Source organism: Pseudooceanicola endophyticus (assembly GCF_018760365.1).
GTDB lineage: Bacteria > Pseudomonadota > Alphaproteobacteria > Rhodobacterales > Rhodobacteraceae > Pseudooceanicola > Pseudooceanicola endophyticus.
The window spans coordinates 187,542-211,825 of sequence record NZ_JAHIAB010000004.1; the positions used below are offsets into that span (position 1 = coordinate 187,542).

Annotated in this window: 29 protein-coding genes; 18 read left to right on the plus strand and 11 right to left on the minus strand. The window is 68.0% G+C overall.

The annotated features are described in order from the left end of the window. Positions 1 to 6 precede the first annotated feature (6 nt). Both KM176_RS09210 and KM176_RS09215 read right to left on the minus strand, forming a co-directional pair. Positions 7 to 633, minus strand: a complete 627-nt coding sequence (locus KM176_RS09210) for a VOC family protein (protein WP_202397669.1) — start codon at positions 631 to 633, stop codon at positions 7 to 9. A gap of 102 nt (positions 634 to 735) precedes the next feature. Further along, positions 736 to 1,908 carry a MalY/PatB family protein gene (locus KM176_RS09215; protein ID WP_160891084.1) on the minus strand — a complete coding sequence of 391 codons (1,173 nt, stop codon included), beginning with the start codon at positions 1,906 to 1,908 and terminating at the stop codon, positions 736 to 738. A 226-nt stretch (positions 1,909 to 2,134) separates the two neighbouring features. On the opposite strand from KM176_RS09215, the gene def (KM176_RS09220) reads away from it, so the two are divergent. Genes def (KM176_RS09220) through fmt form a run of 4 tightly spaced genes read left to right on the plus strand, consistent with a single transcriptional unit; the run spans position 2,135 to position 4,574 of the window. Further along, positions 2,135 to 2,653, plus strand: coding sequence for a peptide deformylase (gene def, locus KM176_RS09220; RefSeq protein WP_160891083.1), 519 nt, complete (start codon positions 2,135 to 2,137; stop codon positions 2,651 to 2,653). Positions 2,654 to 2,659: 6 nt separating this feature from the next. Further along, positions 2,660 to 3,157: a peptide deformylase gene (gene def / locus KM176_RS09225; RefSeq protein ID WP_160891082.1), complete on the plus strand. Its 498-nt coding sequence runs from the start codon at positions 2,660 to 2,662 to the stop codon at positions 3,155 to 3,157. Further along, entirely contained in the window at positions 3,154 to 3,648 is a 495-nt protein-coding gene (def, locus tag KM176_RS09230) for a peptide deformylase (protein ID WP_160891081.1), read from the plus strand. Before def (KM176_RS09225) ends, def (KM176_RS09230) begins: the two co-directional genes overlap by 4 nt. Positions 3,649 to 3,659: 11 nt before the next feature. Further along, positions 3,660 to 4,574 carry a methionyl-tRNA formyltransferase gene (fmt, locus tag KM176_RS09235; RefSeq protein WP_160891080.1) on the plus strand — a complete coding sequence of 305 codons (915 nt, stop codon included), beginning with the start codon at positions 3,660 to 3,662 and terminating at the stop codon, positions 4,572 to 4,574. Positions 4,575 to 4,694: 120 nt separating this feature from the next. On the opposite strand, the gene rnhA is transcribed toward fmt, so the two are convergent. From rnhA to KM176_RS09255, 4 genes are all read right to left on the minus strand, one after another. Further along, on the minus strand, positions 4,695 to 5,147 hold the full coding sequence (gene rnhA / locus KM176_RS09240) for a ribonuclease HI (RefSeq protein ID WP_160891079.1): 453 nt from the start codon (positions 5,145 to 5,147) through the stop codon (positions 4,695 to 4,697). Between the two features lie 141 nt (positions 5,148 to 5,288). Further along, on the minus strand, positions 5,289 to 6,239 hold the full coding sequence (gene ispH / locus KM176_RS09245) for a 4-hydroxy-3-methylbut-2-enyl diphosphate reductase (protein WP_160891078.1): 951 nt from the start codon (positions 6,237 to 6,239) through the stop codon (positions 5,289 to 5,291). A 52-nt stretch (positions 6,240 to 6,291) separates the two neighbouring features. Beyond that, positions 6,292 to 6,759: a YqaA family protein gene (locus tag KM176_RS09250; RefSeq protein WP_236045237.1), complete on the minus strand. Its 468-nt coding sequence runs from the start codon at positions 6,757 to 6,759 to the stop codon at positions 6,292 to 6,294. 45 nt (positions 6,760 to 6,804) lie between these two features. Further along, positions 6,805 to 7,380, minus strand: a complete 576-nt coding sequence (locus tag KM176_RS09255; RefSeq protein WP_160891077.1) for a LabA-like NYN domain-containing protein — start codon at positions 7,378 to 7,380, stop codon at positions 6,805 to 6,807. Positions 7,381 to 7,514: 134 nt separating this feature from the next. Here KM176_RS09255 and folK point away from each other — a divergent pair, with 134 nt between their 5' ends. The 5 genes from folK to KM176_RS09280 all read left to right on the plus strand — a co-directional run bounded on the left by folK (position 7,515) and on the right by KM176_RS09280 (position 12,476). Next, positions 7,515 to 8,093: a 2-amino-4-hydroxy-6-hydroxymethyldihydropteridine diphosphokinase gene (gene folK / locus KM176_RS09260; RefSeq protein WP_328806011.1), complete on the plus strand. Its 579-nt coding sequence runs from the start codon at positions 7,515 to 7,517 to the stop codon at positions 8,091 to 8,093. Positions 8,094 to 8,233: 140 nt separating this feature from the next. Further along, the gene (rpoZ, locus tag KM176_RS09265) at positions 8,234 to 8,590 is read left to right on the plus strand and encodes a DNA-directed RNA polymerase subunit omega (RefSeq protein WP_160891075.1); all 357 of its coding nucleotides are present in this window, start codon (positions 8,234 to 8,236) and stop codon (positions 8,588 to 8,590) included. A gap of 153 nt (positions 8,591 to 8,743) precedes the next feature. Beyond that, positions 8,744 to 10,918, plus strand: a complete 2,175-nt coding sequence (locus tag KM176_RS09270; RefSeq protein WP_160891284.1) for a RelA/SpoT family protein — start codon at positions 8,744 to 8,746, stop codon at positions 10,916 to 10,918. Then, on the plus strand, positions 10,908 to 11,639 hold the full coding sequence (locus KM176_RS09275; protein ID WP_160891074.1) for a DUF2062 domain-containing protein: 732 nt from the start codon (positions 10,908 to 10,910) through the stop codon (positions 11,637 to 11,639). The genes KM176_RS09270 and KM176_RS09275 overlap by 11 nt, the downstream gene beginning before the upstream one ends. Positions 11,640 to 11,726: 87 nt before the next feature. After that, complete coding sequence (locus KM176_RS09280; protein ID WP_160891073.1) at positions 11,727 to 12,476, plus strand: pyridoxine 5'-phosphate synthase; 750 nt, start codon at positions 11,727 to 11,729, stop codon at positions 12,474 to 12,476. On the opposite strand, the gene KM176_RS09285 is transcribed toward KM176_RS09280, so the two are convergent. After that, positions 12,461 to 13,372: a LysR substrate-binding domain-containing protein gene (locus tag KM176_RS09285; RefSeq protein WP_160891072.1), complete on the minus strand. Its 912-nt coding sequence runs from the start codon at positions 13,370 to 13,372 to the stop codon at positions 12,461 to 12,463. The two genes, KM176_RS09280 and KM176_RS09285, sit on opposite strands and share 16 nt — an antisense overlap. Before the next feature lie 97 nt (positions 13,373 to 13,469). Here KM176_RS09285 and KM176_RS09290 point away from each other — a divergent pair, with 97 nt between their 5' ends. The 7 genes from KM176_RS09290 to KM176_RS09320 all read left to right on the plus strand — a co-directional run bounded on the left by KM176_RS09290 (position 13,470) and on the right by KM176_RS09320 (position 18,362). Next, complete coding sequence (locus KM176_RS09290; RefSeq protein WP_160891071.1) at positions 13,470 to 13,670, plus strand: hypothetical protein; 201 nt, start codon at positions 13,470 to 13,472, stop codon at positions 13,668 to 13,670. A 79-nt stretch (positions 13,671 to 13,749) separates the two neighbouring features. After that, a complete protein-coding gene (acpS, locus tag KM176_RS09295) occupies positions 13,750 to 14,166 on the plus strand; it encodes a holo-ACP synthase (protein ID WP_160891070.1) in 417 nt (138 codons plus the stop codon). Positions 14,167 to 14,465: 299 nt separating this feature from the next. Next, on the plus strand, positions 14,466 to 15,302 hold the full coding sequence (gene lepB / locus KM176_RS09300; RefSeq protein ID WP_160895968.1) for a signal peptidase I: 837 nt from the start codon (positions 14,466 to 14,468) through the stop codon (positions 15,300 to 15,302). 110 nt (positions 15,303 to 15,412) lie between these two features. Continuing rightward, positions 15,413 to 16,105 (plus strand): ribonuclease III, encoded by a 693-nt coding sequence (gene rnc / locus KM176_RS09305; RefSeq protein WP_160895967.1) that lies wholly within the window; start codon positions 15,413 to 15,415, stop codon positions 16,103 to 16,105. Further along, positions 16,102 to 17,007: a DMT family transporter gene (locus tag KM176_RS09310; protein WP_311136181.1), complete on the plus strand. Its 906-nt coding sequence runs from the start codon at positions 16,102 to 16,104 to the stop codon at positions 17,005 to 17,007. Before rnc ends, KM176_RS09310 begins: the two co-directional genes overlap by 4 nt. A 38-nt stretch (positions 17,008 to 17,045) precedes the next feature. After that, positions 17,046 to 17,954 carry a GTPase Era gene (era, locus tag KM176_RS09315; protein WP_160895966.1) on the plus strand — a complete coding sequence of 303 codons (909 nt, stop codon included), beginning with the start codon at positions 17,046 to 17,048 and terminating at the stop codon, positions 17,952 to 17,954. Between the two features lie 78 nt (positions 17,955 to 18,032). Further along, a complete protein-coding gene (locus KM176_RS09320) occupies positions 18,033 to 18,362 on the plus strand; it encodes a DUF1491 family protein (RefSeq protein WP_160895965.1) in 330 nt (109 codons plus the stop codon). A gap of 15 nt (positions 18,363 to 18,377) precedes the next feature. Here the strand turns inward: KM176_RS09320 and KM176_RS09325 are convergent, their stop codons facing one another. Continuing rightward, on the minus strand, positions 18,378 to 19,004 hold the full coding sequence (locus tag KM176_RS09325) for a Pr6Pr family membrane protein (protein ID WP_160895964.1): 627 nt from the start codon (positions 19,002 to 19,004) through the stop codon (positions 18,378 to 18,380). A gap of 56 nt (positions 19,005 to 19,060) precedes the next feature. On the opposite strand from KM176_RS09325, the gene recO reads away from it, so the two are divergent. Next, positions 19,061 to 19,807 carry a DNA repair protein RecO gene (gene recO / locus KM176_RS09330; RefSeq protein ID WP_160895963.1) on the plus strand — a complete coding sequence of 249 codons (747 nt, stop codon included), beginning with the start codon at positions 19,061 to 19,063 and terminating at the stop codon, positions 19,805 to 19,807. On the opposite strand, the gene KM176_RS09335 is transcribed toward recO, so the two are convergent. Both KM176_RS09335 and KM176_RS09340 read right to left on the minus strand, forming a co-directional pair. Beyond that, complete coding sequence (locus tag KM176_RS09335) at positions 19,808 to 20,353, minus strand: TetR/AcrR family transcriptional regulator (protein ID WP_160895962.1); 546 nt, start codon at positions 20,351 to 20,353, stop codon at positions 19,808 to 19,810. Between the two features lie 67 nt (positions 20,354 to 20,420). Then, positions 20,421 to 21,113 (minus strand): fumarylacetoacetate hydrolase family protein, encoded by a 693-nt coding sequence (locus KM176_RS09340; RefSeq protein WP_160895975.1) that lies wholly within the window; start codon positions 21,111 to 21,113, stop codon positions 20,421 to 20,423. A 168-nt stretch (positions 21,114 to 21,281) separates the two neighbouring features. Here KM176_RS09340 and ade point away from each other — a divergent pair, with 168 nt between their 5' ends. Beyond that, positions 21,282 to 22,982: an adenine deaminase gene (gene ade / locus KM176_RS09345; protein ID WP_160895961.1), complete on the plus strand. Its 1,701-nt coding sequence runs from the start codon at positions 21,282 to 21,284 to the stop codon at positions 22,980 to 22,982. A gap of 160 nt (positions 22,983 to 23,142) precedes the next feature. Here ade and KM176_RS09350 read toward each other — a convergent pair whose 3' ends face one another. Further along, positions 23,143 to 24,270 carry an alkane 1-monooxygenase gene (locus KM176_RS09350; protein ID WP_160895960.1) on the minus strand — a complete coding sequence of 376 codons (1,128 nt, stop codon included), beginning with the start codon at positions 24,268 to 24,270 and terminating at the stop codon, positions 23,143 to 23,145. Positions 24,271 to 24,284 lie beyond the last annotated feature (14 nt).

A 24,284-nucleotide genomic window follows, 5' to 3' on the forward strand; every position in this document is an offset into this window, starting at 1 on the left:
TGTCTGTCAGCGCAGCACCACGGGCCCTTCCGGCCCGTCATAGGTTGCGGCCAGGGAGGGCAGGGCATCGGTGACGAAGTCCAGCCGGGCGTCCTGGATCAGCGGCGCCAGCAGGGCCTGCAACCGCGCGGCCTCGGGGTGGCGGATTTCCAGCCGGCTGAGGCGCATTGCGCTCTCGGGCATCCGCCGGGTCGGGATCTCGCCCTCGGTGTCCCAGTCGATGAAGGTCGGAAAGCAGCCGTCGAAGGGCAGGCTACCGTCCTCGGGCACGCAGATCAGCCAGCGCATCGCGCCGCGCCGGCCCTCGATCACGGGGCCGTTCTCCGGGGGCAGCAGGGCGCGCTTTTCGCGCAGGCCCCGGATTCGGGCCACCCAATGCACCAGCCGGGGGGCGGTCGGCGCCCGGTCCAGCGCGAACCAGCGCGGGCGGGGGGCGGTCTCTCCGGGCTGCGGCGCGATCGCCTCCAGGTAGCACTCCGCGCCGGTGCCCAGCACGGCATTATGCGTCGCCATCATCGGATGCACGCCGCCGGGATGCATCGTCATCCCGGGCAGCGCCTCCACATGGGCCACGGCATCGTCCAGCCGCTTTGCGGCGACCACCAGGTGATCCAGCTCTGCAATCGCGCTCATCGCTGCCTCATTTTCTTGTTCCAAATACCTCGGGGGAGTCTTCCGGCACGGAAGACGGGGGCAGAGCCCCCGCCCGATCCGCCACCCCGCGCTGTCCCGGGTCTACTGGAGATCCGCGAAGGCGCGCTGCATCCGCTCCACCGCCTCGACGACCCGCTCCCGCTGGGTGCCGATGTTGAAGCGCTGGAACGTTTCGCCGCCGGCCCCGAAGGCCGAGCCGAAGTTCACCGCGATCTTGGCCTCGTCGAGGATGCGTCGCTGCACCTCCTGCGTGCTCATGCCGGTGCCCGAGAAGTCCACCCAGGCCAGGTAGGTGCCCTCCAGACGCATCGAGCGCAGCCCCGGGATCGCGTTGATGCCGCTGTCGAACAGGTGCCGGTTGCCGTCCAGGTAGTCGCAGAGCGCATCGACCCAGGCCGCGCCCTCGGGGGCATAGGCCGCCGGCACCAGGCGCTGTGCGAAGGCATTGGGAGAGATCCCGAGCCCCGCCATCAGCTGCCCGAAGCGCTTGCGCAGCGCCGGGTCGGGGATGATCACGTTGCCGGTGTGGATGCCGGCCAGGTTGAAGGTCTTGGTGGCGGCGGTCATCATCACCAGCCGCTCGGAGATGCCCTCGTCGGCGAGGGCCATCGGCACATGGGTGTGACCGGGCATGGTGATGTCGCAATGGATCTCGTCCGAGACCAGGATCAGGTCGTGGCGCCTGGCGAAATCGGCGACCTGCTGCAGCTCGGCCTTGCTCCAGACCCGGCCGCCGGGATTGTGCGGCGAGCACAGGATGACCATCTTCTCGGAACCGTCGAGGAGGGTGTCATAGGCGTCGAAATCCATCTCGTAACGGCCATCGACCTGGATCAGCGGGCATTCCACCACCCGGCGGCCGGCGGCTTTGATGGTGCGGGCGAAGGCGTGGTAGACCGGGGTGAACAGCACCACGCCGTCGCCCGGCGCGGTGAAGGCCTCGACGCAGAGGCCGGTGCCGTTGACCAGCCCGTGGGTCGAGAAGATCCATTCCGGATCGATGGTCCAGCCGTGACGTGTTTCCGACCACCAGCAGACCGAGGCAAGGTAGTCGCGCTCATCGCCGAAATAGCCGAAGACCCCCTCGGCGGCATAGGCCTCCAGGGCCTGCTGGACGCTGTGCGGCGGACGGAAGTCCATGTCGGCCACCCACATGGGCAGGCCGTCCTCCGGCGACAGGCCGTAGAGCTTTTCCATCATGTCCCATTTCGAGGAATGGGTGCCGCGTCGGTCGATGATCTCGTCGAAATTCATGTCTGGCTCCTGGGGTCTTCGGCTGACGCTAGTGGAAGTCTCGGCGGGGGCAAGCCCGGGAGGGGGCGGACCCTGCGTCAGGGCGGGGTTGCGGCGAAAGGGCAGGGGGGGCTCTGCCCCCGTCCGCGCCGGGCGCGGACTCCCCCGGGATATTTTTGGCCAGATGAAAGAGCCGGTCCCGCGCGGGATCATTGCGCCGGCGCGGGGCATGTCCTAAATGATCGGCATGAAACGCCCGATCCTGATCCATCCCGATCCGCGCCTGAAGAAGCTGGCCGACCCTGTTGCCGATGTCTCTGACACGCTGCGGGTGCTGGCGGATGACATGCTTGAGACCATGTACGACGCGCCCGGCATCGGGCTTGCCGCGCCGCAGATCGGCATCCTGCAGCGGCTGATCGTGCTGGATTGCGTCAAGGAGGGCGATGGCCCGGCGCGGCCTCTGGTGATGTTCAACCCCGAAGTGATCGCGCGTTCGGATGAGACCTCGGCCTACGAGGAGGGGTGCCTGTCGATCCCCGAGCAATATGCCGAGGTGACCCGGCCTGCCGAGGTGAGCGTGCGCTGGATGGACCGGGACGGGAACCTGCGGGAAGAGACCTTCGACAAGCTCTGGGCGACCTGCGTGCAGCACGAGATCGACCACCTCGATGGCAAGCTGTTCATCGACTACCTGTCGCCGATGAAGCGCCAGATGATGACCCGCAAGAGCCAGAAGCTGAAGCGCGAACGGGCGCGGGCCTGAGCCGGGGTGCCGGTCCGCGACATCCTGCTGTGGCCGGACCCGAGCCTGCGTGCCGATTGCGCGCCGCTTGAGCCCGGTGCGGCGGTGGACGCGCTGGTCGAAGACCTTCTGGACACGATGTACGCGGCACGGGGGCGCGGTCTGGCGGCGCCGCAGATCGGGGTGCTGAAGCGGGCCTTCGTGATGGATGCCGGCTGGAAGGGCGGGGCGCCTGCGCCGCGGGTCTTCCTCAATCCGCAGATCCTCTGGCGCTCCGAGGTGATCGGGCTGGGCGATGAGGCCTGCCTTTCGATCCCCGGGGTGAGCGCCGCGGTGCCGCGACCCTCGGAGGTCGTGGTGCGGTGGCACGACGTCAGATGGCAGCGGCATGAAGAGCGCCTGTGCGGGTTCGAGGCGATCTGTGCCCAGCACGAGGCCGACCATCTGGAAGGCCGGGTCTACCTGGAGTATCTGCCGCCGGCGACGAAGGCCGGGCTGCTGGCCGCTTACGAGGGAATGAGATGACGAAGAAACCCTGCCTGCCCTGGCCCGACCGCCGCCTGCGCACCGCCAGCGCCCCGGTCGAGGCCATCACCGAGGAGATCCGCGCGATCTGGAGCGACATGATCGACACGATGGAGGCAATGCCCGGCGTCGGCCTGGCGGCGAACCAGATCGGCGTGATGCTGCGCCTGGCGGTGGTCGATGCCTCCGAAAGCCGTGGCCAGGCGGTGAAGATGGCGAATCCCGAGGTGCTTCATGCCAGCGTGCAGCTGCGCGAGCACGAGGAGGCCAGCCCCAACCTGCCCGGCGTCTCGGCGAAGATCGCGCGGCCGCGAGCGGTGACCGTGCGCTTCCTGAACGAGGCGGGCGAGATGGAGGAGCGCGATTTCGTCGGCCTCTGGGCCACCAGCGTGCAGCACCAGATCGACCACCTGGCGGGGCGGATGTATTTCGACCATCTCGGCAAGGTGAAGCGCGACATGCTGATCCGCAAGTCGAAGAAACGCGGCTGAGAGGGACGGACATGCGCATCATCTTCATGGGAACGCCGGAGTTTTCGGTTCCGGTCCTCGACGCGCTGGTGGCGGCCGGGCACGAGATCGCCTGCGTCTACTGCCAGCCGCCCCGCCCCGCCGGGCGTGGCAAGAAGGACCGTCCGACCCCGGTGCATGCCCGCGCCCTTGAGCTGGGCCTGGAGGTGCGCCACCCGGTGCGCCTGAAGGCGCCCGAGGAGCAGGCGGCTTTCGCGGCGCTGAACGCCGATGTGGCGGTGGTCGTGGCCTATGGGCTGATCCTGCCCCAGGCGGTGCTGGATGCGCCGGCAAAGGGGTGCCTCAACATCCACGCGAGCCTGCTGCCGCGCTGGCGCGGCGCGGCGCCGATCCACCGCGCGATCATGGCCGGCGATGCCGAGACCGGGGTCTGCATCATGCAGATGGAGGCGGGGCTTGATACCGGGCCGGTGCTGCTGCGCGAGGCCCTGGCGATCGGTGCCGAGGAGACCACGGCTGAATTGCATGACCGGCTTTCTGTCCTGGGCAGCCGGCTGATCACCGAGGCGCTGACGCGGCTGGACGATCTGGTCGCCGAGGAACAGCCCGAGGCGGGCGTGACCTACGCGGCCAAGATCGACAAGGCCGAGGCGCAGGTTGATTTTGCCCGCCCCGCGGAGGAGGTTGATCGGCTGATCCGCGGCTTGTCGCCCTTCCCCGGGGCCTGGGTGGAGCACGAGGGACAACGACTGAAGCTTCTCGCATCGCGGCTGGCGGAAGGATCCGGGGCGCCCGGCACGCTTCTGGACGACGCGCTGACCATCGCCTGCGGTGTGGGCGCGGTGCAGGTGCTGCGCCTGCAACGGGCGGGCAAGGGGCCGCAAGAGGCCGGGGTCTTCCTGCGCGGGATGCCCATTGCGGCGGGGGCCGTGCTGGGGGAAAGCTGAGGCAGGGGGCTCCGCCCCCGTCTCCTGCGGAGACTCCCCCGAGGTATTTGGAACAAGAAAATGGGCGGGGCGGACCCTGCCTTTCATCTTTCCTCAAATATGCCTGTCGGAAGGTTGGGGTTACTTGAACGGTGCCATGCCGGCGCGCGCCAGTTCGTCGGCGCGTTCGTTTTCCGGGTGGCCGGCGTGGCCCTTGACCCATTCCCAGGTGACGTCGTGCTGTTTCGCGGCCTCGTCAAGACGCTGCCACAGTTCGGCGTTCTTCACCGGCCTCTTGGCGGCGGTCTTCCAGCCGTTGCGCTTCCAGCCGTGAATCCAGCCGGTAACGCCGTTCTTCACATACTGGCTGTCGGTAATGATGGTGATCCGCGTGGGGCGGCCCAGGGTCTCCAGCGCGTGGATCGCGGCCAGAAGTTCCATGCGGTTGTTGGTGGTGTTGGCCTCGCCGCCCTTCAGCTCGCGTTCCTTCAGCAGCGTGTCGCCGTCCTTCGCCTGCAAAAGTGCGCCCCAGCCGCCCGGGCCGGGATTGCCGGAGCAGGCGCCGTCGGTGAAGGCGTAAAGGGTCGTGGGCATGGCGCTCTCCTGAAGTTGCGCCGGGTGTGGCCCGGGGGGCGCGCAAAGGTCAAGGGCAAAGCAAAGCCGGTTGGGCGGGGCCGCCGGCTCCGCAGGAGGCGGCAGGCGCAGGGGCGGCTCGATGCCGCGCCTGCGCCTCTCTCAGGCGGGAACGCGCAGGACCCGCGGGACCTTGAATTCGACGTTTTCCTGCGCGGTTTCCACCAGGTCGACCGTCACCTCGTAACGGGCGCGCAGGGCGTCGATGACCTCGTCCACCAGCACTTCGGGCGCAGAGGCCCCGGCGGTGATGCCGATCGAGCGGATGCCTTCCAGCGCGCGCCAGTCGATCTCTCCGGCGCGCTGGACCAGCTGGGCATAGCCGCAGCCCTCGCGGGCGGCGACCTCGACCAGGCGGCGCGAGTTCGAGGAGTTGGGCGCGCCGACCACCAGCATGGCGTCGATCTTGCCGGCCATCGCCTTCACCGCCTCCTGGCGGTTGGTGGTGGCATAGCAGATGTCTTCCTTGTGCGGCCCGACGATGGCGGGGAAGCGGGCCTGAAGCGCCGCGACGATCCCCTTGGTGTCATCGACCGACAGGGTGGTCTGGGTGACGAAGGCCAGTTTCTCAGGATTGCGCACCGCGAGGGTCGCCACGTCGGCCTCGGTTTCCACGAGCAGGACCTCGCCCTCGGGCAGCTGGCCCATGGTGCCGATCGTCTCGGGGTGGCCGGCATGGCCGATCATGATGATCTGAAGGCCGGCCTCGTGGTGGCGTTCGGCCTCGATATGCACCTTGGAGACCAGCGGGCAGGTGGCGTCGACAAAGACCATCTCGCGGGCCTGGGCGGCGGCGGGCACCGATTTCGGCACGCCGTGGGCCGAGAAGATCACCGGCCGGTCAAGCGGGCATTCGTCCAGCTCTTCGACGAAGACCGCGCCCTTGTCGCGAAGGCCGTCGACGACGAATTTGTTGTGCACGATCTCGTGACGCACGTAGACCGGGGCGCCCCATTTCTCCAGCGCCATCTCGACGATCTTGATGGCACGGTCGACGCCGGCGCAGAACCCGCGCGGCGCGGCAAGGTAGAGGGTGAGGGGCGGCTTGGTCATCGGCATCTCCTGTTGCCCCCAGAGGTAGGCGATGCAGCGCCAGCCCGCAAGTTCAGCCCGCAAGTTCGCAGCTGGCCCAGGCCAGCACCAGGTAGCGCAGCGTCTTGGCGATGCCGACCAGCAGCAGGAACAGCCAGGCCGGGGTCCGCATCATCCCCGCGACCACCGTGATCGCATCGCCCAGCGGCGCCCAGGACAGCAGCAGCGACCAGACGCCCCAGCGGGCATACCAGGCCTCGGCCCGGGCCAGCTGGGCGGCGGAGGCGGGGAACCAGCGTCGGTCGCGAAACCGCATCAGCCCGCGCCCGATCAGGTAGTTCAGTGCGGAGCCCGCGGTGTTGAAGGCGCTGGCAACCAGCAGCAGGATCGGCAGGGGCAGGCTGCCGGCCAGCTGGATCGGCACGAAGACCAGTTCGGACTGGAAGGGCAGCAGGGTCGCGGCCCCGAAGGCCGCGAGCGCCATGGCCATGGCCTCGGCCAGCGGGTGGCCGAGGGGCAGCAGGTCAAGAAGCCCCGACATCGGATCGCGCCTGCGAAGGCCGGGCCCGTTGGGCCCCGGCCCGCATCAGGTGGCGGAAGAGGCGCGGCTGCTGCGGCTGTCGTCGCCCTGGTCGCGCGGCGGACGGCCGATGACTTCCTTCAGCTCGTCGAGTTCGATGAAGTTGTCGGCCTGGCGGCGCAGCTCGTCGGCGATCATCGGCGGCTGCGAGCGGATGGTCGAGACGACCGAGACGCGAACCCCCTGGCGCTGCAGGCTTTCGACCAGCGGGCGGAAATCGCCGTCGCCGGAGAACAGGACGATATGGTCGACGCGGGGCGCGAGTTCCATCGCATCCACCGTCAGCTCGATATCCATGTTTCCCTTTACCTTGCGGCGGCCCTGGCTGTCGGTGAACTCCTTGGCCGGCTTGGTAACCATGGAAAAACCGTTATAGTGCAGCCAATCAACCAACGGGCGGATCGGGGAATATTCGTCGTTCTCCAGAAGGGCGGTATAGTAGAAGGCGCGCAGCAGCTTGCCGCGGCGCATGAATTCCTGCCGCAGAAGCTTGTAGTCGATGTCGAACCCAAGCGCCTTGGCCGCGGCGTAGAGGTTTGAGCCATCGATGAACAGCGCGAGCCGTTCGTCCTTGTAGAACATCAAACAATTCCTTTCATGTGCCGGAGGTCGGGTGGGAGAGTGATAATTCCCGAGGTCCGGCTAGCTTAAAATAAATGCCCGCTTAGGATGCATCAAGTGAACTACAAAGTCCAAATGTATAGGTTGGGATGCCCATGAGTCGCAGTTTCCTAGTCGCTGTGGGTGCGAACCTACCCGAAGTGGGAGGAACCTGCGTCGCGGTCGTACAATCAGCGATAGCACGCCTGTCCCACGAGAGCGGGCAGATTCTTTCTGTCAGCATGCTGTATTCTACCCCCGCTTTTCCAGCTGGTTCTGGACCAGACTTTGTCAACGCCGCTCTTGTCTTGTCCAGCGAAAGAACGCCGGAGGAGATGCTGGCGGAATTGCACCGTGTTGAGCAACTCTTTGGCAGGGAACGGAAAAAACGGTGGGGGCCGCGGGCGCTCGATCTGGATCTGATTGCCTGTGACGATCTCGTGCTGCCGAATGAGGCAGAGCAGCGCCGCTGGATGGCCCTGCCGGCAGAGGATCAGACACGGCTTGCGCCAGAAACCCTGATCCTGCCGCATCCCCGGATTCAGGACCGTGCATTCGTGCTGGTGCCGCTGTGCGATGTCGCACCAGACTGGCGGCATCCGCTTCTGAACCTGACCGCGCGGCAGATGCGCGATGACCTCGCGGCATCCGATCTGGAAGCGGTCAAGGCACTGGCAGAACCGACCTGTCCCTGACCTTCGGCAGGGCCCCGGCCCCGGGCGGGGCGGGGGGACTTGCCGGCGGGCACCCAGAATCCGCTTGTCAGAAAGGGCCAAAGCCCTTATCTACTCTGTTTCCAAACCTACCCGCATCCATGTCGATGAAGGAGTGAACGATGGCCCGCGTGACCGTAGAAGATTGCGTCGACAAGGTCCCGAACCGGTTCGAACTGGTAATGCTGGCCGCCCACCGGGCGCGCGAGATCAGCTCGGGTTCGCAGCTGACCGTGGATCGTGACAACGACAAGAACCCCGTTGTGGCCCTGCGCGAGATCGCCGAGGAGACCCAGTCTGCCGACGAACTGCGTGAACGCCTGATCGAGTCGAACCAGACCCAGATCGAGGTGGACGAGCCCGAAGAGGACAGCATGGCCCTTCTCATGGGTGCCGAGGCCGCCGACAAGCCGGTCGAGGACGACATGAGCGAAGAGAAGCTGCTGCGCGCCCTCGTCGAGGCACAGCGCCAGGGCTGATGGCCCTTCGGGCCCGGCATCGTCCGGGCCCTTTCCGCATCCGCGGAGCAACAAGAGCGGGGCCGCCAAGGCCCTGCAGCGCCTGACGGAGCGGAGAGCCCTGTTGCCCCGGCAGGCCGGCTCAGGCTCAGGGCAGAGGCGCGACAGGTGGATCTGGACCTGGCTGTGGACGAGCTGGTCACGCTCGTTCGTTCCTACAACCCCCATACCAACGAGGCGCTTCTGCGGAAGGCCTTCGACTTCGGTCGCCAGATGCACGAGGGGCAGTTCCGCCGTTCCGGCGAACCCTACTTCACCCATCCCGTCGAGGTCGCAACGATCCTGGCCGAGCAGAAGCTGGATGATGCCACCATCATCACCGCGCTGCTGCACGACACGATCGAGGACACCAAGGCCAGCTATGCCCAGGTGGCCGAGCTGTTCAGCTCTGAGATCGCCGACCTGGTCGATGGTGTCACCAAGCTGACCAACCTCCAGCTGTCCTCGACCGAGACCAAGCAGGCCGAGAACTTCCGCAAGCTGTTCATGGCGATGTCCAAGGACATGCGGGTGATTCTGGTGAAGCTGGCCGACCGGCTGCACAACATGCGCACCATCAAGGCGATGAAGCCCGAGAAGCAGATCCAGAAGGCGCGCGAGACCATGGATATCTATGCACCGCTGGCCGGGCGCATGGGGATGCAATGGATGCGCGAGGAGCTGGAGGACCTGGCCTTCCGCGTCCTCAACCCCGATGGCCGCCAGTCGATCATGCGCCGCTTCGTGACGCTTGAGAACGAGACCGGCGACGTGGTGGAACGCATCACCGGCGACATGCGCACGCTGTTCAAGGAGGCGGGCATCACCGCCAAGGTCTACGGTCGCGCCAAGAAGCCCTATTCGATCTGGCGCAAGATGCAGGCCAAGGGCCAGAGCTTCTCGCGGCTGTCGGATATCTACGGCTTCCGCGTCCTGACCGAGACCGAGGATGACTGCTACCGCGCCCTGGGCCTGATCCACCGGCGCTGGAAGTCGATCCCGGGCCGCTTCAAGGATTACATCAGCCAGCCGAAATCGAACGGCTATCGCTCCATCCACACCACGGTGTCGGGGCGTGACGGCAAGCGCGTCGAGGTGCAGATCCGCACCTTCGCCATGCACGAGGTCGCCGAGGGCGGCGTTGCCGCGCACTGGGCCTACAAGGACGGCGAGAAGGCCGAGAACCCCTTCGCCGTCGATCCGACCCGCTGGATCGCCGCGCTGACCGAACAGATGGGCGCCGACGAGGATCACGAGGACTTCCTCGAGGCCGTCAAGCTGGAGATGTATTCCGACAAGGTCTTCTGCTTCACGCCCAAGGGCGAGGTGGTCAAGCTGCCGCGCGGCGCCACCCCCATCGACTTTGCCTATGCGATCCACACCCGGATCGGCTCGGCCTGCGTGGGGGCCAAGGTGGACGGGATGCGCGTGCCGCTCTGGACCCGCATCAAGAACGGCCAGTCGGTCGAGATCATCACCGCCGAAGGCCAGGAACCGCAGGCGACCTGGCTCGACATCGCCTTCACGGGTCGCGCCAAGGCCGCCATCCGGCGTGCCCTGCGCGAGGTCGACCGCGAACGCTACGTGAAGCTGGGCCGCGAACTGGCGCGCTCGGGCTTTGAACATGTCGGCAAGAAGGCCACCGACAAGGTGCTGGAAACTGCCGCCAAGAAGCTGCGAATCGAAGGCGGGCGGGACGAGCTGCTGGCCCAGCTGGGCCGGGCAGAGCTGCGCGTGGCCCGCGTCGTCGCCGTGCTTTACCCCGAGTTGATGGAAATCGAGGGCGAGCAGGTCAAGCGCGACCGCGCCCTGATCGGGCTGGAGAAGGGGCAAAGCTTCAAGCGCGCGCCCTGCTGTCGCCCGCTGCCCGGCGAACGCATCGTCGGCATCACCTGGCGCGGCCGTCCGCTGCAGGTCCATGCCATCGACTGCGGCGCGCTGGCGCAGTTCGAGGACCAGCCCGACCGCTGGGTCGACCTGCACTGGCAGGCCGGGCGCCATGCCGCGATCTACGCCGTTCAACTGGATTTGACCCTGGCCAACGATCCTGGCGTCCTCGGGCGCGTTTGTTCGTTGATCGGAGAGCAGAAGGCCAATATCTCGGACCTGAACTTCCTGGACCGGAAACCGGATTTCTTCCGGCTGATCGTCGAGGTCGAACTGCGCGACGCCGAGCATCTGCACACTCTGATCTCGGCGCTGGAGGCCGAGGGCGATGTGGCCTCCGTCGCGCGGGTGCGCAACCCGGAGGACGCGGCACCGCCTCCGATGACATCGCCCGCGCCGCATGGAGAGGCCGTTGGTCTTTAAACGCCGGGACAGGCGCAGCTACAAAACGATCCTGAAGGAGATGGTCTGGCCGCGCGGCGGCTGGGCCCGTGCCTTCTACTACGTGCGCCACCGGCTGCACCGTCTGCCCGACACCCCCGAGAAGATTGCGCGGGGGGTCTTCGCCGGCATCGTCGTGGTGTTCAGCCCGTTCTTCGGTATGCATTTCCCGCTGGCGGCGCTGCTGGCGCTGGCGGTGCGGGGCAATGTCCTGGCCGCGATGCTGGCAACCTTCGTCGGCAACCCGGTGACCTTCGTGCCCATCGGCATGATCTCTCTGGGGTTCGGGCGCTTCCTGCTGGGGATGTTCGGCTACGACATCCACCACCAGATCGACGGCGGCCACCAGGGCGTTGCGGGCAAGTTCCTGGCGGCGGCCAATGACCTGAGGTCGAACTTCCTGGCGCTGTTCAGCGACCGCGTGACCGACTGGCACGGGCTGGCGATCTTCGTGCACGACATCTTCCTGCCCTACACGGTGGGCGGCCTGCTGCCGGGGGTGGCTGCCGGGCTGGTGGGCTACTGGCTGACCGTGCCGGTGATCCGCGCCTATCAGGCGCGCCGGCGCAGCAAGCTGAAGGCCAAGCTGGCGGCGCTGCGGGCCAAGGCGGCGCCGCGTGTCGGGGCGGCGGGCAAGGGTGTGGCCTCCAAGGTTTCCCAGGCCCAGACCCCGCCCGCGAAGCCCGATCCGGACGCCGGCTAGCTGCAACCGCGTCCCTGCGCCCGAAAATGCTGGCCCTTGGCGGGTTGATCCGGCACAGATGGCCCCGCAATCCGAAGGAGTTCCGTCATGAGCGACCTGCCCCGCCTGCGACTGGGTGTGAACATCGACCACGTGGCCACCGTCCGCAATGCGCGCGGCGGCGCCTATCCCGACCCCCTGCGCGCCGCGAAGCTGGCGGAACAGGCCGGGGCCGACGGCATCACCGCGCATCTGCGCGAAGACCGCCGCCACATCTCCGATGCCGATATCGAGGCGCTTTCGGCCAATCTCTCGGTGCCGCTGAACTTCGAGATGGCCGCCACCGACGAGATGCAGAAGATCGCCCTGCGTCACCGCCCCCACGCGGTCTGCATCGTCCCCGAGAAGCGCGAGGAACGCACCACGGAGGGCGGTCTGGAGGTGGCCCAGGACGAGAACCGCCTGGCGCATTTCATCGCGCCGCTGCGCGAGGCCGGCTGCCGGGTGTCGATCTTCATCGCCGCCGACGAGGTGCAGATCCGCGCCGCCCACCGCATCGGCGCCGCCGTGGTTGAGCTGCACACCGGCGCCTATTGCGATGCCCATGCCGAGGGCCGCTTTGGCGACCGCGACGCCGAGCTGGTCCGCCTGACCGCCATGGCGAAGCTCGCGCATGAGCTGGGGCTTGAGGTCCATGCCGGCCACGGCCTGACCTACGAGACCGTCGGCCCGATCGCCGCGCTGCCCGAGGTCAAGGAGCTGAACATCGGCCATTTCCTGATCGGCGAGGCGATCTTCCTGGGGCTTCAGCCGGCGATCACCGAGATGCGCCGCCGGATGGATCAGGCCCGCGGCTGATCGCCCAGGCCCATGCCGGAGCTGGCCAGGCTGTCCTTCAGCCAGCTCCGGAACTGCCGCTGCGGCGTTGACAGGGATCGTCCCCGCGCCGAGATCAGCCAGTAGCTGAAGCCGGTCGGGTGCCAGCGCGGGATCGGTGCCACGACGCGCCCCTGCGCGATGGCATCGTGGCAGAGCGTCTCGAAGGCCAGCAGCACGCCTTCCCCCGACATTGCCGCGTCGAGGCCCAGCGAGGCCTCGTTGAAGACCGGCCCGTCCTGCAGCATGTCGGCGTGCATCCCCTCGGGGGCCAGCCAGGCCTCCCATGTGAACATCGCGCGGTCGTCGCGGATGATCGGCACCCGCGCGAGGTCGGCGGGGGTACGGATGCGTTTCGCGACCTCGGGGCTGCAGACCGGGGTGACGAACTGGTGCAGCAGGCGTTCCGCGTGGACATTGGGATAGTGCCCCGGCCCGACGCGGATGGCGAAATCGACATCGCCCTTGTTGGGATCGACCAGCGCCAGCTCCGAATCGATGCGCACGCGGATCTCGGGATGGGCGCGGGTGAAATCGGGCAGGCGCCAGATCAGCCAGCGCGCGGCGAAGATCGGCGGCGCCGAGATGGTCAGGATCTGCGCCCGGTCGCGGCGGGTCAGCTCGACCGCGGCGGCGATGCTGGCAAAGCCCTCTTCCAGCAGGCGGAACACCTCTTCCATGCCGGACAGCGGGATCATGCCGCCGGGGCGACGCTCGAACAGCTGGTGGCCGAGGATTTCCTCGCAGCGGGTGATCTGCTGGCTGACCGCGCCGGGCGAGACGCCGAGCGCGCCGGCGGCGGCGCGCAGGGAGCGCAGGCGGGCCACGGCATCGACGGCCCGCAGGCCGTTCAGGGGGAGGCTATGCAGCTTTTGCATTTCAGAAAACCTAAACGATATTTCAGATCATGTGCAGTTTTTTCGGCCCCGGAGCAGCCCTATGTTCCAGATATCTGAAACAGAGAAAGGATTGCAGATGATGGAATGGATGAAACGGCTCCTGGAGATCCGGGGGATGGACCCGGCGCGCCGCAACGATCCCTTCGCGGATCCGGCGGTGGCGGGGATGTCCCTGCAGGAGCTTGCCGACCTGCCCCTGGTGCCGCCTCCGGCGCCTGCGCAGGTGATACGGCTCGCGGAGAGACGCGAGCGCGCGCAGCAGAGCTGTCGTGCCTGAGACCCGGCCGGTTGGCCGGGTCTTCGCTTTTCAAGGGGGGGCGGACAGGCTAAGGCCGTGGTCTGAAAGGAGCCGCCACATGATCCTGGGCATCGGCACGGACCTCGCCAACATCGAGCGCATCGCGACCACGCTGGAGCGCTTCGGAGACCGCTTCCGCAACCGCGTCTTCACCGAGACGGAGCTGGCCAAGGCCGCGCGCCGCAAGGATGAGGCGGGCACCCTGGCAAAACGCTGGGCGGCGAAGGAGGCCTGTTCGAAGGCGCTCGGGACGGGGCTGGCGATGGGGATCTCCTGGAAGGACATGGCGGTCGCGAACATGCGGAGCGGGCAGCCGGTGATGGAACTGACCGGCTGGGCGGCGGAACGGCTGGCGGCGATGACGCCCGCGGGCCACACGGCGGTGGTGCATGTGACGCTGACGGATGATCATCCCTGGGCGCAGGCCTTCGTGGTGATCGAGGCGCGCCCGCTGGCATCGGGGATGCCGGGCTGAGCGCGGGCAGGGGGCTCTGCCCCCATCGCGGCGGGGCCGCGATTCCCCCGGCATATTTGTGGAAAGATGAAAGGGGCGGTGGCCGCCGGCTCCGCAGGAGACGGCAGGCGTCGGCCCGGCTCGATGCCGGGACGACGCCTGGCCCGGGGGTCACGTGGCTGTGACGCGGCGCGGGTGCCGTAGCGGGGCAAAGGCGGGGCCGGGCGGTTGACTTGGCGAAATTCCCCCCGCAAGTATCGCGGGCCGAAGGGCCCGGACGGGCCCCGGCAGAGGCATCTGTAACGCGGGAGCGGCAACGCATGGCGAAGAAATCGAAAGAGGGCGGGAACGCGATCTGGGAAACCATCAAGACGGTGTTCTGGGCCCTGATCATCGCCGGGCTCTTCCGGACGCTCTTCTTCCAGCCGTTCTGGATCCCCTCGGGCTCGATGAAGGACACGCTGCTGATCGGCGACTTCCTGTTCGTCAACAAGATGGCCTACGGCTATTCCTACGCCTCCTGCCCGAACATCCATGTCGGCCCGATCAACCTTGATGCGCGCCAGATCTGCGGCTTCTTCGACGGCGAGAACAAGCGCTGGCTGGGCCATGAGCCGCAGCGCGGCGACGTGGTGGTGTTCCGTCACCCGGTCTCGGGCGAGGATTACATCAAGCGCCTGATCGGCCTGCCCGGCGACGAGATCCAGGTGCGCGATTCGCTGCTCTACATCAACGGCAAGCCGGTCGAGGTGAAGGATGGCGGCACCTTCGTCGAGAAATACGAACCCCAGGGGCCCCAGGGCCGTCCGCCGCGCTGTGCCAATGCGCCGGTGGGCGAGGGCGGCGAATGCAAGAAGTTCCGCCTGATCGAGACCCTGCCCAACGGGGTCACCCACGACATCCTCAACATCGGCTACATGCCCTCGGCCGACGATACCGGCGTGTTCCGGGTGCCGGAGGGGCATTACTTCATGATGGGCGACAACCGCGACAACTCCACCGACTCGCGCTTCGCGCAATCCGTGGGCGGTGTCGGCTTCGTGCCCGCCGAGGACCTGATCGGCCGCGCCGACCGCATCATCTTCTCTTCCGCCGGGCGTTCGCTGCTGTACTTCTGGACCTGGCGCGCCGACCGCTTCTTCAAGAAGATCGTCTGACCCTGCCGGCCCCCGGGATGGCCCCGGGACGGCGCAGTGCTTGCGCCGCCCGGCAATTGGGTGTTTTACGGGGCAATCCGTAAACCGGCAGCGCAGACGGGGCCGTCTCCATGAAGATTTCGCAGGACCTGAAGGATTTCCAGCTGAGGCTCGGGCATGAATTTGCCCGGCCCGAACTGCTGAGCCGGTCGGTGACCCATTCCTCCATGTCCTCCGCGACCCGGCCCGACAACCAGCGGCTGGAATTCCTCGGCGACCGGGTTCTGGGCCTGGTCATGGCCGAGGCGCTGCTGTCCGAGGACAAGGGCGCCAAGGAAGGCCAGCTTGCCCCGCGTTTCAACGCCCTCGTGCGCAAGGAGACCTGCGCCGATGTCGCCCGCGAGATCGACCTGGGCGCGGTGCTGAAGCTGGGCCGCTCCGAGCAGATGTCGGGCGGGCGGCGCAAGATGGCGCTGCTGGGGGATGCGATGGAGGCGGTGATCGCCGCCGTCTACCTCGATGCCGGGTTCGAGGCCGCCAAGGCGCTGGTGCTGCGCCTCTGGGAGGCCCGCATCGCCGAGGTCGAGGCCGATGCCCGCGATGCCAAGACCGCGCTTCAGGAATGGGCCCAGGCGCGCCGTCTGGCGCCGCCCGCCTATGTGGAAACGGAGCGTTCGGGGCCCGACCACGCGCCGCTCTTCACCATCGCGGCCCGTCTGGAAACCGGCGAGGAGGCCCGCGCCAAGGCCTCGTCCAAGCGCGCGGCCGAGCAATCGGCGGCCCGCGCCCTGCTGGACCGGCTGTCGCAGGATTCCGCGAAGTGAGCGACAACCTGCGCGGCAGCCTGTGGATGCTGGCGGCCATGATGGGCTTTGCCGTCGAGGATGCGCTGTTCAAGGTGATCACCCGCGATGTCTCGCCGGGCGAGGCGATGGCGGTGTCGGGGCTCTGCGGGATCGTGCTGTTCTCCCTGCTGTCGGCGCGCGCCGGAGAGCCGGTGCTACATGAACAGACCTTCGGGCGGCGGCTGATGCTGCGCTCGGTCCTGGAAATCGCGGGCCGGCTGTTCTTCGGGCTGGCGCTGGCCTACACGCCGCTGTCCTCGACCTCGGCGATCCTGCAGGCGGCGCCGCTGGTGGTGACCGCCGGCGCGGTGGTCTTCTTCGGCGAGAAGGTCGGGCCGCGGCGCTGGAGCGCGATCTGCATCGGGCTGCTGGGGGTGATGATGATCCTGCGCCCGACGCCCGAGGCGTTCCGCGCCGATGCGCTGCTGGCCGTGGCCGCGACGCTGGGCTTTGCCGGGCGCGATCTGGGAACCCGGGCGGCGCCGAAGGGGGTCTCGGGCTGGCAGCTGGGCACGCTGGGCTTCATCATGCTGATGCTGGCGGGCGTGATCCTGATGATCGTGCAGGGGCTGGCGCCGGTCTGGCCGCGCCCCGGAACCATGGGGCTGATGGCGCTGGAGGCGGTGGCCGCGACCAGTGCCTATGCGGCGCTGACGCGGGCCATGCAGACCGGAGAGATCGCCGTCGTCTCGCCGTTCCGCTATACGCGGCTGATCGCGGCGCTGGCCTTCGCGGTGCTGGTCTTCGGGGAACGGCCGGACCTGTGGACGCTGGGCGGCGGGCTGCTGATCGTCGTCAGCGGCATCTACACGCTGCTGCGCTCGGGCAAGAAGGCCCCGGCGCGTGCAGAGACTGGAGACAGGGCTGGCGTGTCGCGCTAATCTGCCCTAGAGAGCGGCCTTCGAGCGAGGATTTCGTCATGAGCACACGCGCGGGCTTCGTCGCCCTGATCGGAGAGCCGAACGCCGGCAAGTCGACCCTGACCAACCGCATGGTCGGGGCCAAGGTGTCGATCGTCACCCACAAGGTGCAGACCACGCGGGCGCGGATCCGCGGCGTGGCGCTGGAGGGCGACAGCCAGATCGTCTTTGTCGACACGCCCGGGCTGTTCCAGCCCAAGCGGCGTCTTGACCGGGCCATGGTGGCCGCCGCCTGGGGCGGGGCCGCGGATGCGGATGTGATCGTCCTGCTGGTCGAGGCCCATCGCGGCATCACCGAGGGCGTGGAGCGCATCCTGGAAGGTCTGGCCGAGCTGCCGAAGGGCCGCCGCATCGCGCTGGCGATCAACAAGATCGACCGGGTCGAATCGCAGAAGCTGCTGGCGCTGACCGAGGCGCTGAACGAGCGTTACAGCTTCGAGAAGACCTTCATGATCTCGGCCGAGAAGGGCCATGGGGTGAAGGACCTCAAGGCCTGGCTGGCCGGGCAGGTGCCGGAAAGCCCCTGGCTGTACCCCGAGGACCAGATCGCCGATCTGCCGATGCGCATGATCGCCGCCGAGATGACCCGCGAGAAGCTGACCCTGCGCCTGCACCAGGAGCTGCCCTACCAGCTGACGGTGGAGACCGAGCACTGGAACGAGCGCGAGGATGGCTCGGCCCGGATCGACCAGATCATCTATGTCGCGCGCGACGGCCACAAGGGCATCGTGCTGGGCAAGAAGGGCGAGACCATCAAGGGCGTCAGCAAGGCCGCCCGCGAGGAGCTGGAAGAGTTCCTGGGCCGCAAGGTGCACCTGTTCCTGCAGGTCAAGGTGCGCGAGAACTGGCTGGAAGAGGCCGAGCGCTATTCCGAGATGGGGCTGGATTTCCGTGACGGCAACGGCTGAGGCCGCTGGTCCGGTGGTCGGACGCTCGCTGCCTGCGGCAGCGACGCCCCGCCCGCCGTCCCTGAAGGCGGTGGCGCGATGAGCCTGCGTGCGCGGATCTGGGTGGATGCCTACCTGACCCGGCTGCGGCTGATGGACATCCCGGCCTTCGTCACCGCCCACGGCGATGACGGGGCGGGGGCCGTGCTGGTCAAGATGAACACGCTCGATGGCCGGGCGCAGCTGTTCCAGAAGGGCTTTGACCTGATGAGCGGCGCGCGCCGCTGGGACGTGCTGGCCGAGGGGCCGGAGGCCGAGGTCGATGCCGCCGCAAGCCGGCAGCGCAGCTTCGACCCGGATCTCTGGGTGATCGAGGTGGAGGACCGCCACGGCCGTCACCTGCTGGACGAGCCGGGCTTCGCCGACTGAGGCGCAGGCGGCGCCTCAGCGTTCGCGGGAGAAGAGCCGCCCCAGCCAGACCACCACGAAGCCGCTCAGCAGGAAGGTCAGGGCCATCAGCCCGAGCCAGACGCAGACGCCGTCCCAGCCATCCGCCGTCGGATCGAGGAAGAAATAGGGATAGTGCCCGTCCAGCGTACCGCGCCAGAAGGCGTAACCGGCGTAGAGGGCCGGCCAGATCAGCCAGGCGAAGGCGGCCCGGTAGCGCATCCGGGACTTCGGCGTCAGGACGCACCAGAAGGCCAGAACCAGCAGCGGCGTCACGGTATGCAGCCCCTGGTCGGCCAGCATCGGGATCCCGGTGGCGGGTTCGGCCAGCAGAACGTGGTAGACCACGCCGGTCAGCACGATCCAGACCGTCAGCCCGCCCATCCAGACCCGGCCAAGCGCGCGCCGGAGCATGTTCATGGCCAGGAAACTGCCCAGCACCAGCACGTTGGTCAGGATGGTGAAATAGCGCGCCATGCGCCAGAACACGTCGAGCAGCCGGTCCTCGGGATGGGCCTGCAGCGTGACGAGGAACTGCGCCACCAGAGCCGCGGCCGTCAGCACCACGATCAGCACCGAGACGGCGCGGGCGAGGGGAGAGAGAGCGTCAGAGCGAAAATCCATGGGCGCAAGCTGATCCATCTTGCCAGCGCCCGCAAGCCCACGAATGATGTGTCCTCATGGAATGGCAAGAAGAAGGCATCCTGCTGACCCTGCGTCGGCACGGCGAAAGCGGCGCCATCGTCGAGGCGTTCACCCCCTCGCACGGGCGCCATGCGGGGCTGGTGCGGGGCGGGGCCTCGCGGCGGATGGCGCCGATCCTGCAACCGGGGGCGCAGCTGCAGTTTTCCTGGCGGGCCCGGCTGGAAGACCAGCTTGGTCACTTTTCCGTGGATGTCGTCAGATCGCGCTCTGATGTGACGCTGGGGGGCGACCGGCTGGCGCTGGCGGGGCTGAACGCGGTCACAGCGCTGCTGTCCTTCTGCCTGCCCGAACGCGAGGCCCATCCGCGCCTTTACCGCGACAGCGAACGGCTGCTCGACCTGCTGGGGCAGGGAGAGCTTTGGCCGCTGGCCTATCTGCGGTGGGAAATCGCCCTGCTGGAGGACATGGGTTACGGGCTGGACCTGAGCGCCTGCGCGGTGACCGGCGCGACCGAGGGGCTGGCCTATGTCTCGCCCCGGACGGGCCGGGCGGTGACGCGGGCGGGGGCGGGCGATTATGCCGACCGGCTGCTGCCGCTGCCCCCGGTGCTGAAGGGCGAGGGGCAGGCCGGGGACGCCGAGATCGCCGAGGCGCTGACCGTCACCGGGCATTTCCTGCACAACCACCTGGCGCCGGAGCTGGGCAGCAAACCCCTGCCCGATGCCCGCGCCCGCCTGATGCAGGTGATTGCCCGGCGCCTTGCGCGCCCGACCGCGCCCTGATCAGCGCAGCGCCAGCACCAGATCGACCAGCGTGTCCAGCGCGCTTTCGTTCTTCGCCCGGGCATCCTCGCCGCTGCTGTCGCAGAGCGAGGTCATGCCGACCCGCGCCGCCAGCAGCATCCGCGCGATGTCGGGATTGGTGACGCCGACGCCGCGCAGCAGGGCTTCGAGGTGCTGGAGCCGCGCCGCATCGACCTCGGCCAGCATCCGCGCCGCCTCGGGTTCGGTGCGGGCCCAGGCGCGGATCGCGGCCTCGCTCTCGATCCCGGCAGAGAAGCCTTCCTTGACGATGGCATGAAGCTGGGCGACCGCCGCGCGGCGATCCGCAGGGGCCTCTTCGGGCAGCGCGGCCAGACCCTGCCAGAACTCCAGCAACGACTGGCGGAAATGCGGCACATCGGGGAAATGCCAGTAGAACGACCCCTTCGTCGTCTCCAGCGCACGGGCCAGAGGTTCGGCCTTCAGCGCCTCGGGGCCGGCGACCGCGAGCGCATCCAGACCGGCCTGCAACCAGTCCTCGGGAGAAAGGCGAGGTTTTCGACTCATGGGTCAACGCTAGCCCAGCTTCCGCAGTGCAGCAATCGCAATGCCGTGAAGCCGGGCTGCGGGGGGATCACTCCGGATCGGTGATCGTCAGCTCGACCGGGTCCAGCCCCTCGATCTGGCCGCTCAGGTGGTTGCCGGGGACCACGGGGCCGACGCCCTCGGGGGTGCCGGTATAGATCAGGTCGCCCGGCGCCAGCCGGTAGAAGCCCGAAAGGTGGCAGAGCACCTGCACCACGTCGTTCAGCATCAGGTCCAGGGTGGATCCCTGGCGGCGCGTGCCGTCCAGATCCAGGGTGATGGTCTGGGTCGCGGGCGTGAACTCGCTTGCCTTGGTCAGCCGGGCGATGATGGCGCCGCCGTCGAAATCCTTGCCCAGGTCCCAGGGGCGCTGCTTCTTGCGCTCAGAAATCTGCAGGTCGCGGCGGGTCATGTCGAGGCCGCAGCCATAGGCATAGATCGCGGCGGCGGCCTCTTCGGGGGTGGCACGGAACAGCGGCGCGCCAAGCGCCACCACCAGCTCCACCTCGTGGTGGCAGTCCTCGGTGCCCGGCGGATAGGGCAGGGTGGCGCCGCTCAGGTGCAGGTGGGCGGGCGACTTGGTGAAGTAGAAGGGCGCCTCGGGCACCTCGTTGCCCATCTCGGCGGCATGGGCGGCATAGTTGCGCCCGACGCAGAAGATGCGGGCCACGGCATAGCCGTCGTTCTCGCCCTTGACGGGCACATCGGGGATCGCGGGCAGGGAGAAGAGCGCCATCGGCAAGGTCCTTTCGGGCAGGTCGCCCAAGGGGTACGCCCGGGCGCGGCGCTTGTCACCCATCCTGTCACCCCGCCCATCCCCTGCCGGATCGCCTGCTGCCGCCGCGCCGTGCTGGACAAGGGCGGGGCAAAGGGTTTTCCTGTGCGCCACACCCTTTGCCCGGAGGCCGCCATGACCCAGACCCCCCTGACCGAGATGATTGCCCAGGGCCATGGCGACAGGCCCGCGGATCTGGTGCTGAAGGGCGGGCGGGTCCTTGACGTGGTGACCGGCGCCCTGCTTGAGGGCGACGTGGCGATCTGCGGCGACCGCATCGTCGGCATCATGGAGCGCTACTCCGGCAAGCGCGAGATCGACGTGACGGGCAAGATCCTGGTGCCCGGCTTCATCGACACGCATCTGCATATCGAAAGCTCCATGGTCACCCCGCACGAGTTCGACCGCTGCGTCGGCCCGCGCGGCGTCACCACGGCGATCTGCGATCCGCACGAGATCGCCAACGTGATCGGCGTGCCGGGGATCGAGTACTTCCTGTCCTGCGCCACCGAGACGCTGATCGACATCAAGGTGAACCTGTCCTCCTGCGTGCCGTCCTCCCACATGGAGACCGCCGGCGCCCGGATCGAGGCCGAGGACCTGGTGCAGCTGCGCGACCATCCGGCGGTGATCGGCCTGGCAGAATTCATGAACTACCCCGGCGTGATCTTCCAGGACCCGGGCTGCATGGCCAAGCTCGAGATGTTCCGGGGCGGCCATATCGACGGCCACTGCCCGCAGCTGCTGGGCAAGGGGCTGAACGCCTATATCTCCGCCGGCATCCGCACCGAGCACGAGGCGACGACGGCCGAAGAGGCGCGCGAGAAGCTGCAGAAGGGCATGCGGGTGCTGATCCGCGAAGGCTCCGTGTCCAAGGACATGGTGGCGCTGCAACCGCTGCTGAGCGATATCACCTCGGCCTACATGTGCCTGTGCACCGATGACCGCAATCCGCTGGATATCGGCGAGCACGGTCATCTGGATTTCATGATCCGGGAGCTGATCCGCATGGGCTGCTCGCCGCTTGCGGTCTACCGCGCGGCCTCGCTCTCGGCGGCGGAGGCCTTCGGTCTGAAGGATCGCGGCCAGATCACCCCGGGCCGGCGCGCCGACATCGTCGTGCTGCCGGACCTGGAGGGCTGCCATGCAGAGATGGTGCTCTCGGGGGGCGTGGTGCTGGAAGAGGCGGCCTTCGCGCAACGCCAGATCACGCCGCCGGTGGGCCGCGCCTCGGTCCGGGCCCCGGTGGTGACGGCAGATCATTTCCGCAGCTCCGCCAACCGCGAGGAGACCGACGTCATCGGCATCGTCGAGGGCAAGATCATCACCGAGCACCTGCACGAGGTGATCGCGATCGAGAACGGCGACAAGCGCCCCGACCCGGCCCGCGACCTGGTGAAGATCGCGGTGATCGAGCGCCACGGCATCAACGGCAACATTGCCTCGGGCTTCGTGAAGGGCTTCGGACTGAAGCGCGGCGCCATCGCCTCGACGGTTTGCCACGATCACCACAACATCGCCTGCGTCGGCGTCGATTATGCCGACATGGCCCTGGCCGCCAACCGCCTGGGCGAGATCGAGGGCGGTTTCGTGGTGGTGGAAAACGGCAAGGTCCTGGCGGAACTGCCGCTTCCCGTCGCGGGCCTGATGAGCCTCTGGCCTTTCGAACAGGTTCGCGACGCCCTGGTCGAGCTGCGCGCGGCGGCCAAGACCCTGGGCGTCACGCTGGAGGAACCCTTCCTGCAACTGGCCTTCCTGGCCCTGCCGGTGATCCCGGCCCTGAAGATCACCGACCGTGGCATGGTCGATGTCGTGAAGTTCGAGATCATTTCCTGACCACGGTCGGCCAAGGGCTCTGCCCCTCTGGCGCCCGTCCCGGGCGCCATTCACCCCGGGATATTTCCGGCCAGATGATGAAGAGCCGGGCTCCCTGTCATCTGGCCAGAAATATCCCGGGGGAGGCCGCCGCAGGCGGGCGGGGGCAGAGCCCCCTGCTTCAGTCGAGGCCGGGATGTCGACCGGTCTTGTAAGGCTGCCAGTCGGTGATTTCCGGGTAGTGGCGCTTGCGCCAGGCGCGGACCGCAGGGTTCATGCGGCGGCGCCAGAGCGGCGGGATCGCCGCCAGGAAGGCCATGGCCGGATAGCCGAGGGGGAGTTCCGGCGCGATGTCCCGACCGGGCAATTGCAGCAGCGGATAGGGGCGGTCCGGGCGGCCATGGTGGTCCGAATGGCGTTGCAGGTTGATCAGCAGCCGGTTGCTGGCGCGCTGCGGGGCGTTCCAGCTGTGATGCGCCCGGGGCGGCTCGAAGCGTCCTCCTCCAAGGTATTTGCAGGTCAGGCCGTAGTGCTCGATGTAGTTGGTCAGCTCCAGCATCCAGATCGCGACCAGCGCCTGCCACAGGAAAAGGAGAAGTCCGATGGGGCCGGCAAGGAGGAGGGCCAGGGCCAGCATCGTCCCCTGCAGCGCTGCATAGCGCCAGAACGGGTTGGCGCGCGCGAAGGCCGAGCGGCCCTGCCGGGTCAGGCGGCGGGCCTCTGCGCGCCAGGCAGAGCGCGGGCATTCGCGTAGCACGCGCCAGAAGAAATGCGGGAAGCCCTCGTTGTAGCGGGCGGTGACGGCATCGCGGGGGGTGGCGACGGCGACGTGGTGCACCAGCAGGTGCTCGCTTCGGAAATGGCTGTAGAGCACCATTGCGAGCAGCAGGTCGGCGCGCCAGCGGTCGGCCCGGGACGCGCGGTGCATCAGCTCATGCGCGTAGACGATGCCGATGGCGCCGGTCAGCGCGCCCATGCCGTAGAAGAGGAAGTAGAACTCCCAAAAGCCGAGATGGGGCGCGCGGGCGGCGTACCAGAGCGTCCAGAACAGCGTCAGGGCCTGGATCGGCGGCCAGATTCGCAGCAGCAGGATGTGGCCGTCCAACCTGTCCGGCGCCCCGGGGGCGGGATTGCTGCGGTCCGGCGGCAGGGCCCGATCCAGCAGGCCGACCAGCACGAAGGCGCAGGCCGGGACCAGCAGCACGCTCCAGCCGCCGCGAAGGGCGCCCAGCACTTCGAGAGGGGGCAGCAGCAGCACGGCCCAGAAGGGCCAGGCCGGGGCAGGGCGTGCCGGGTCTGGAATGGCCATGGGGCCCTCGCGAG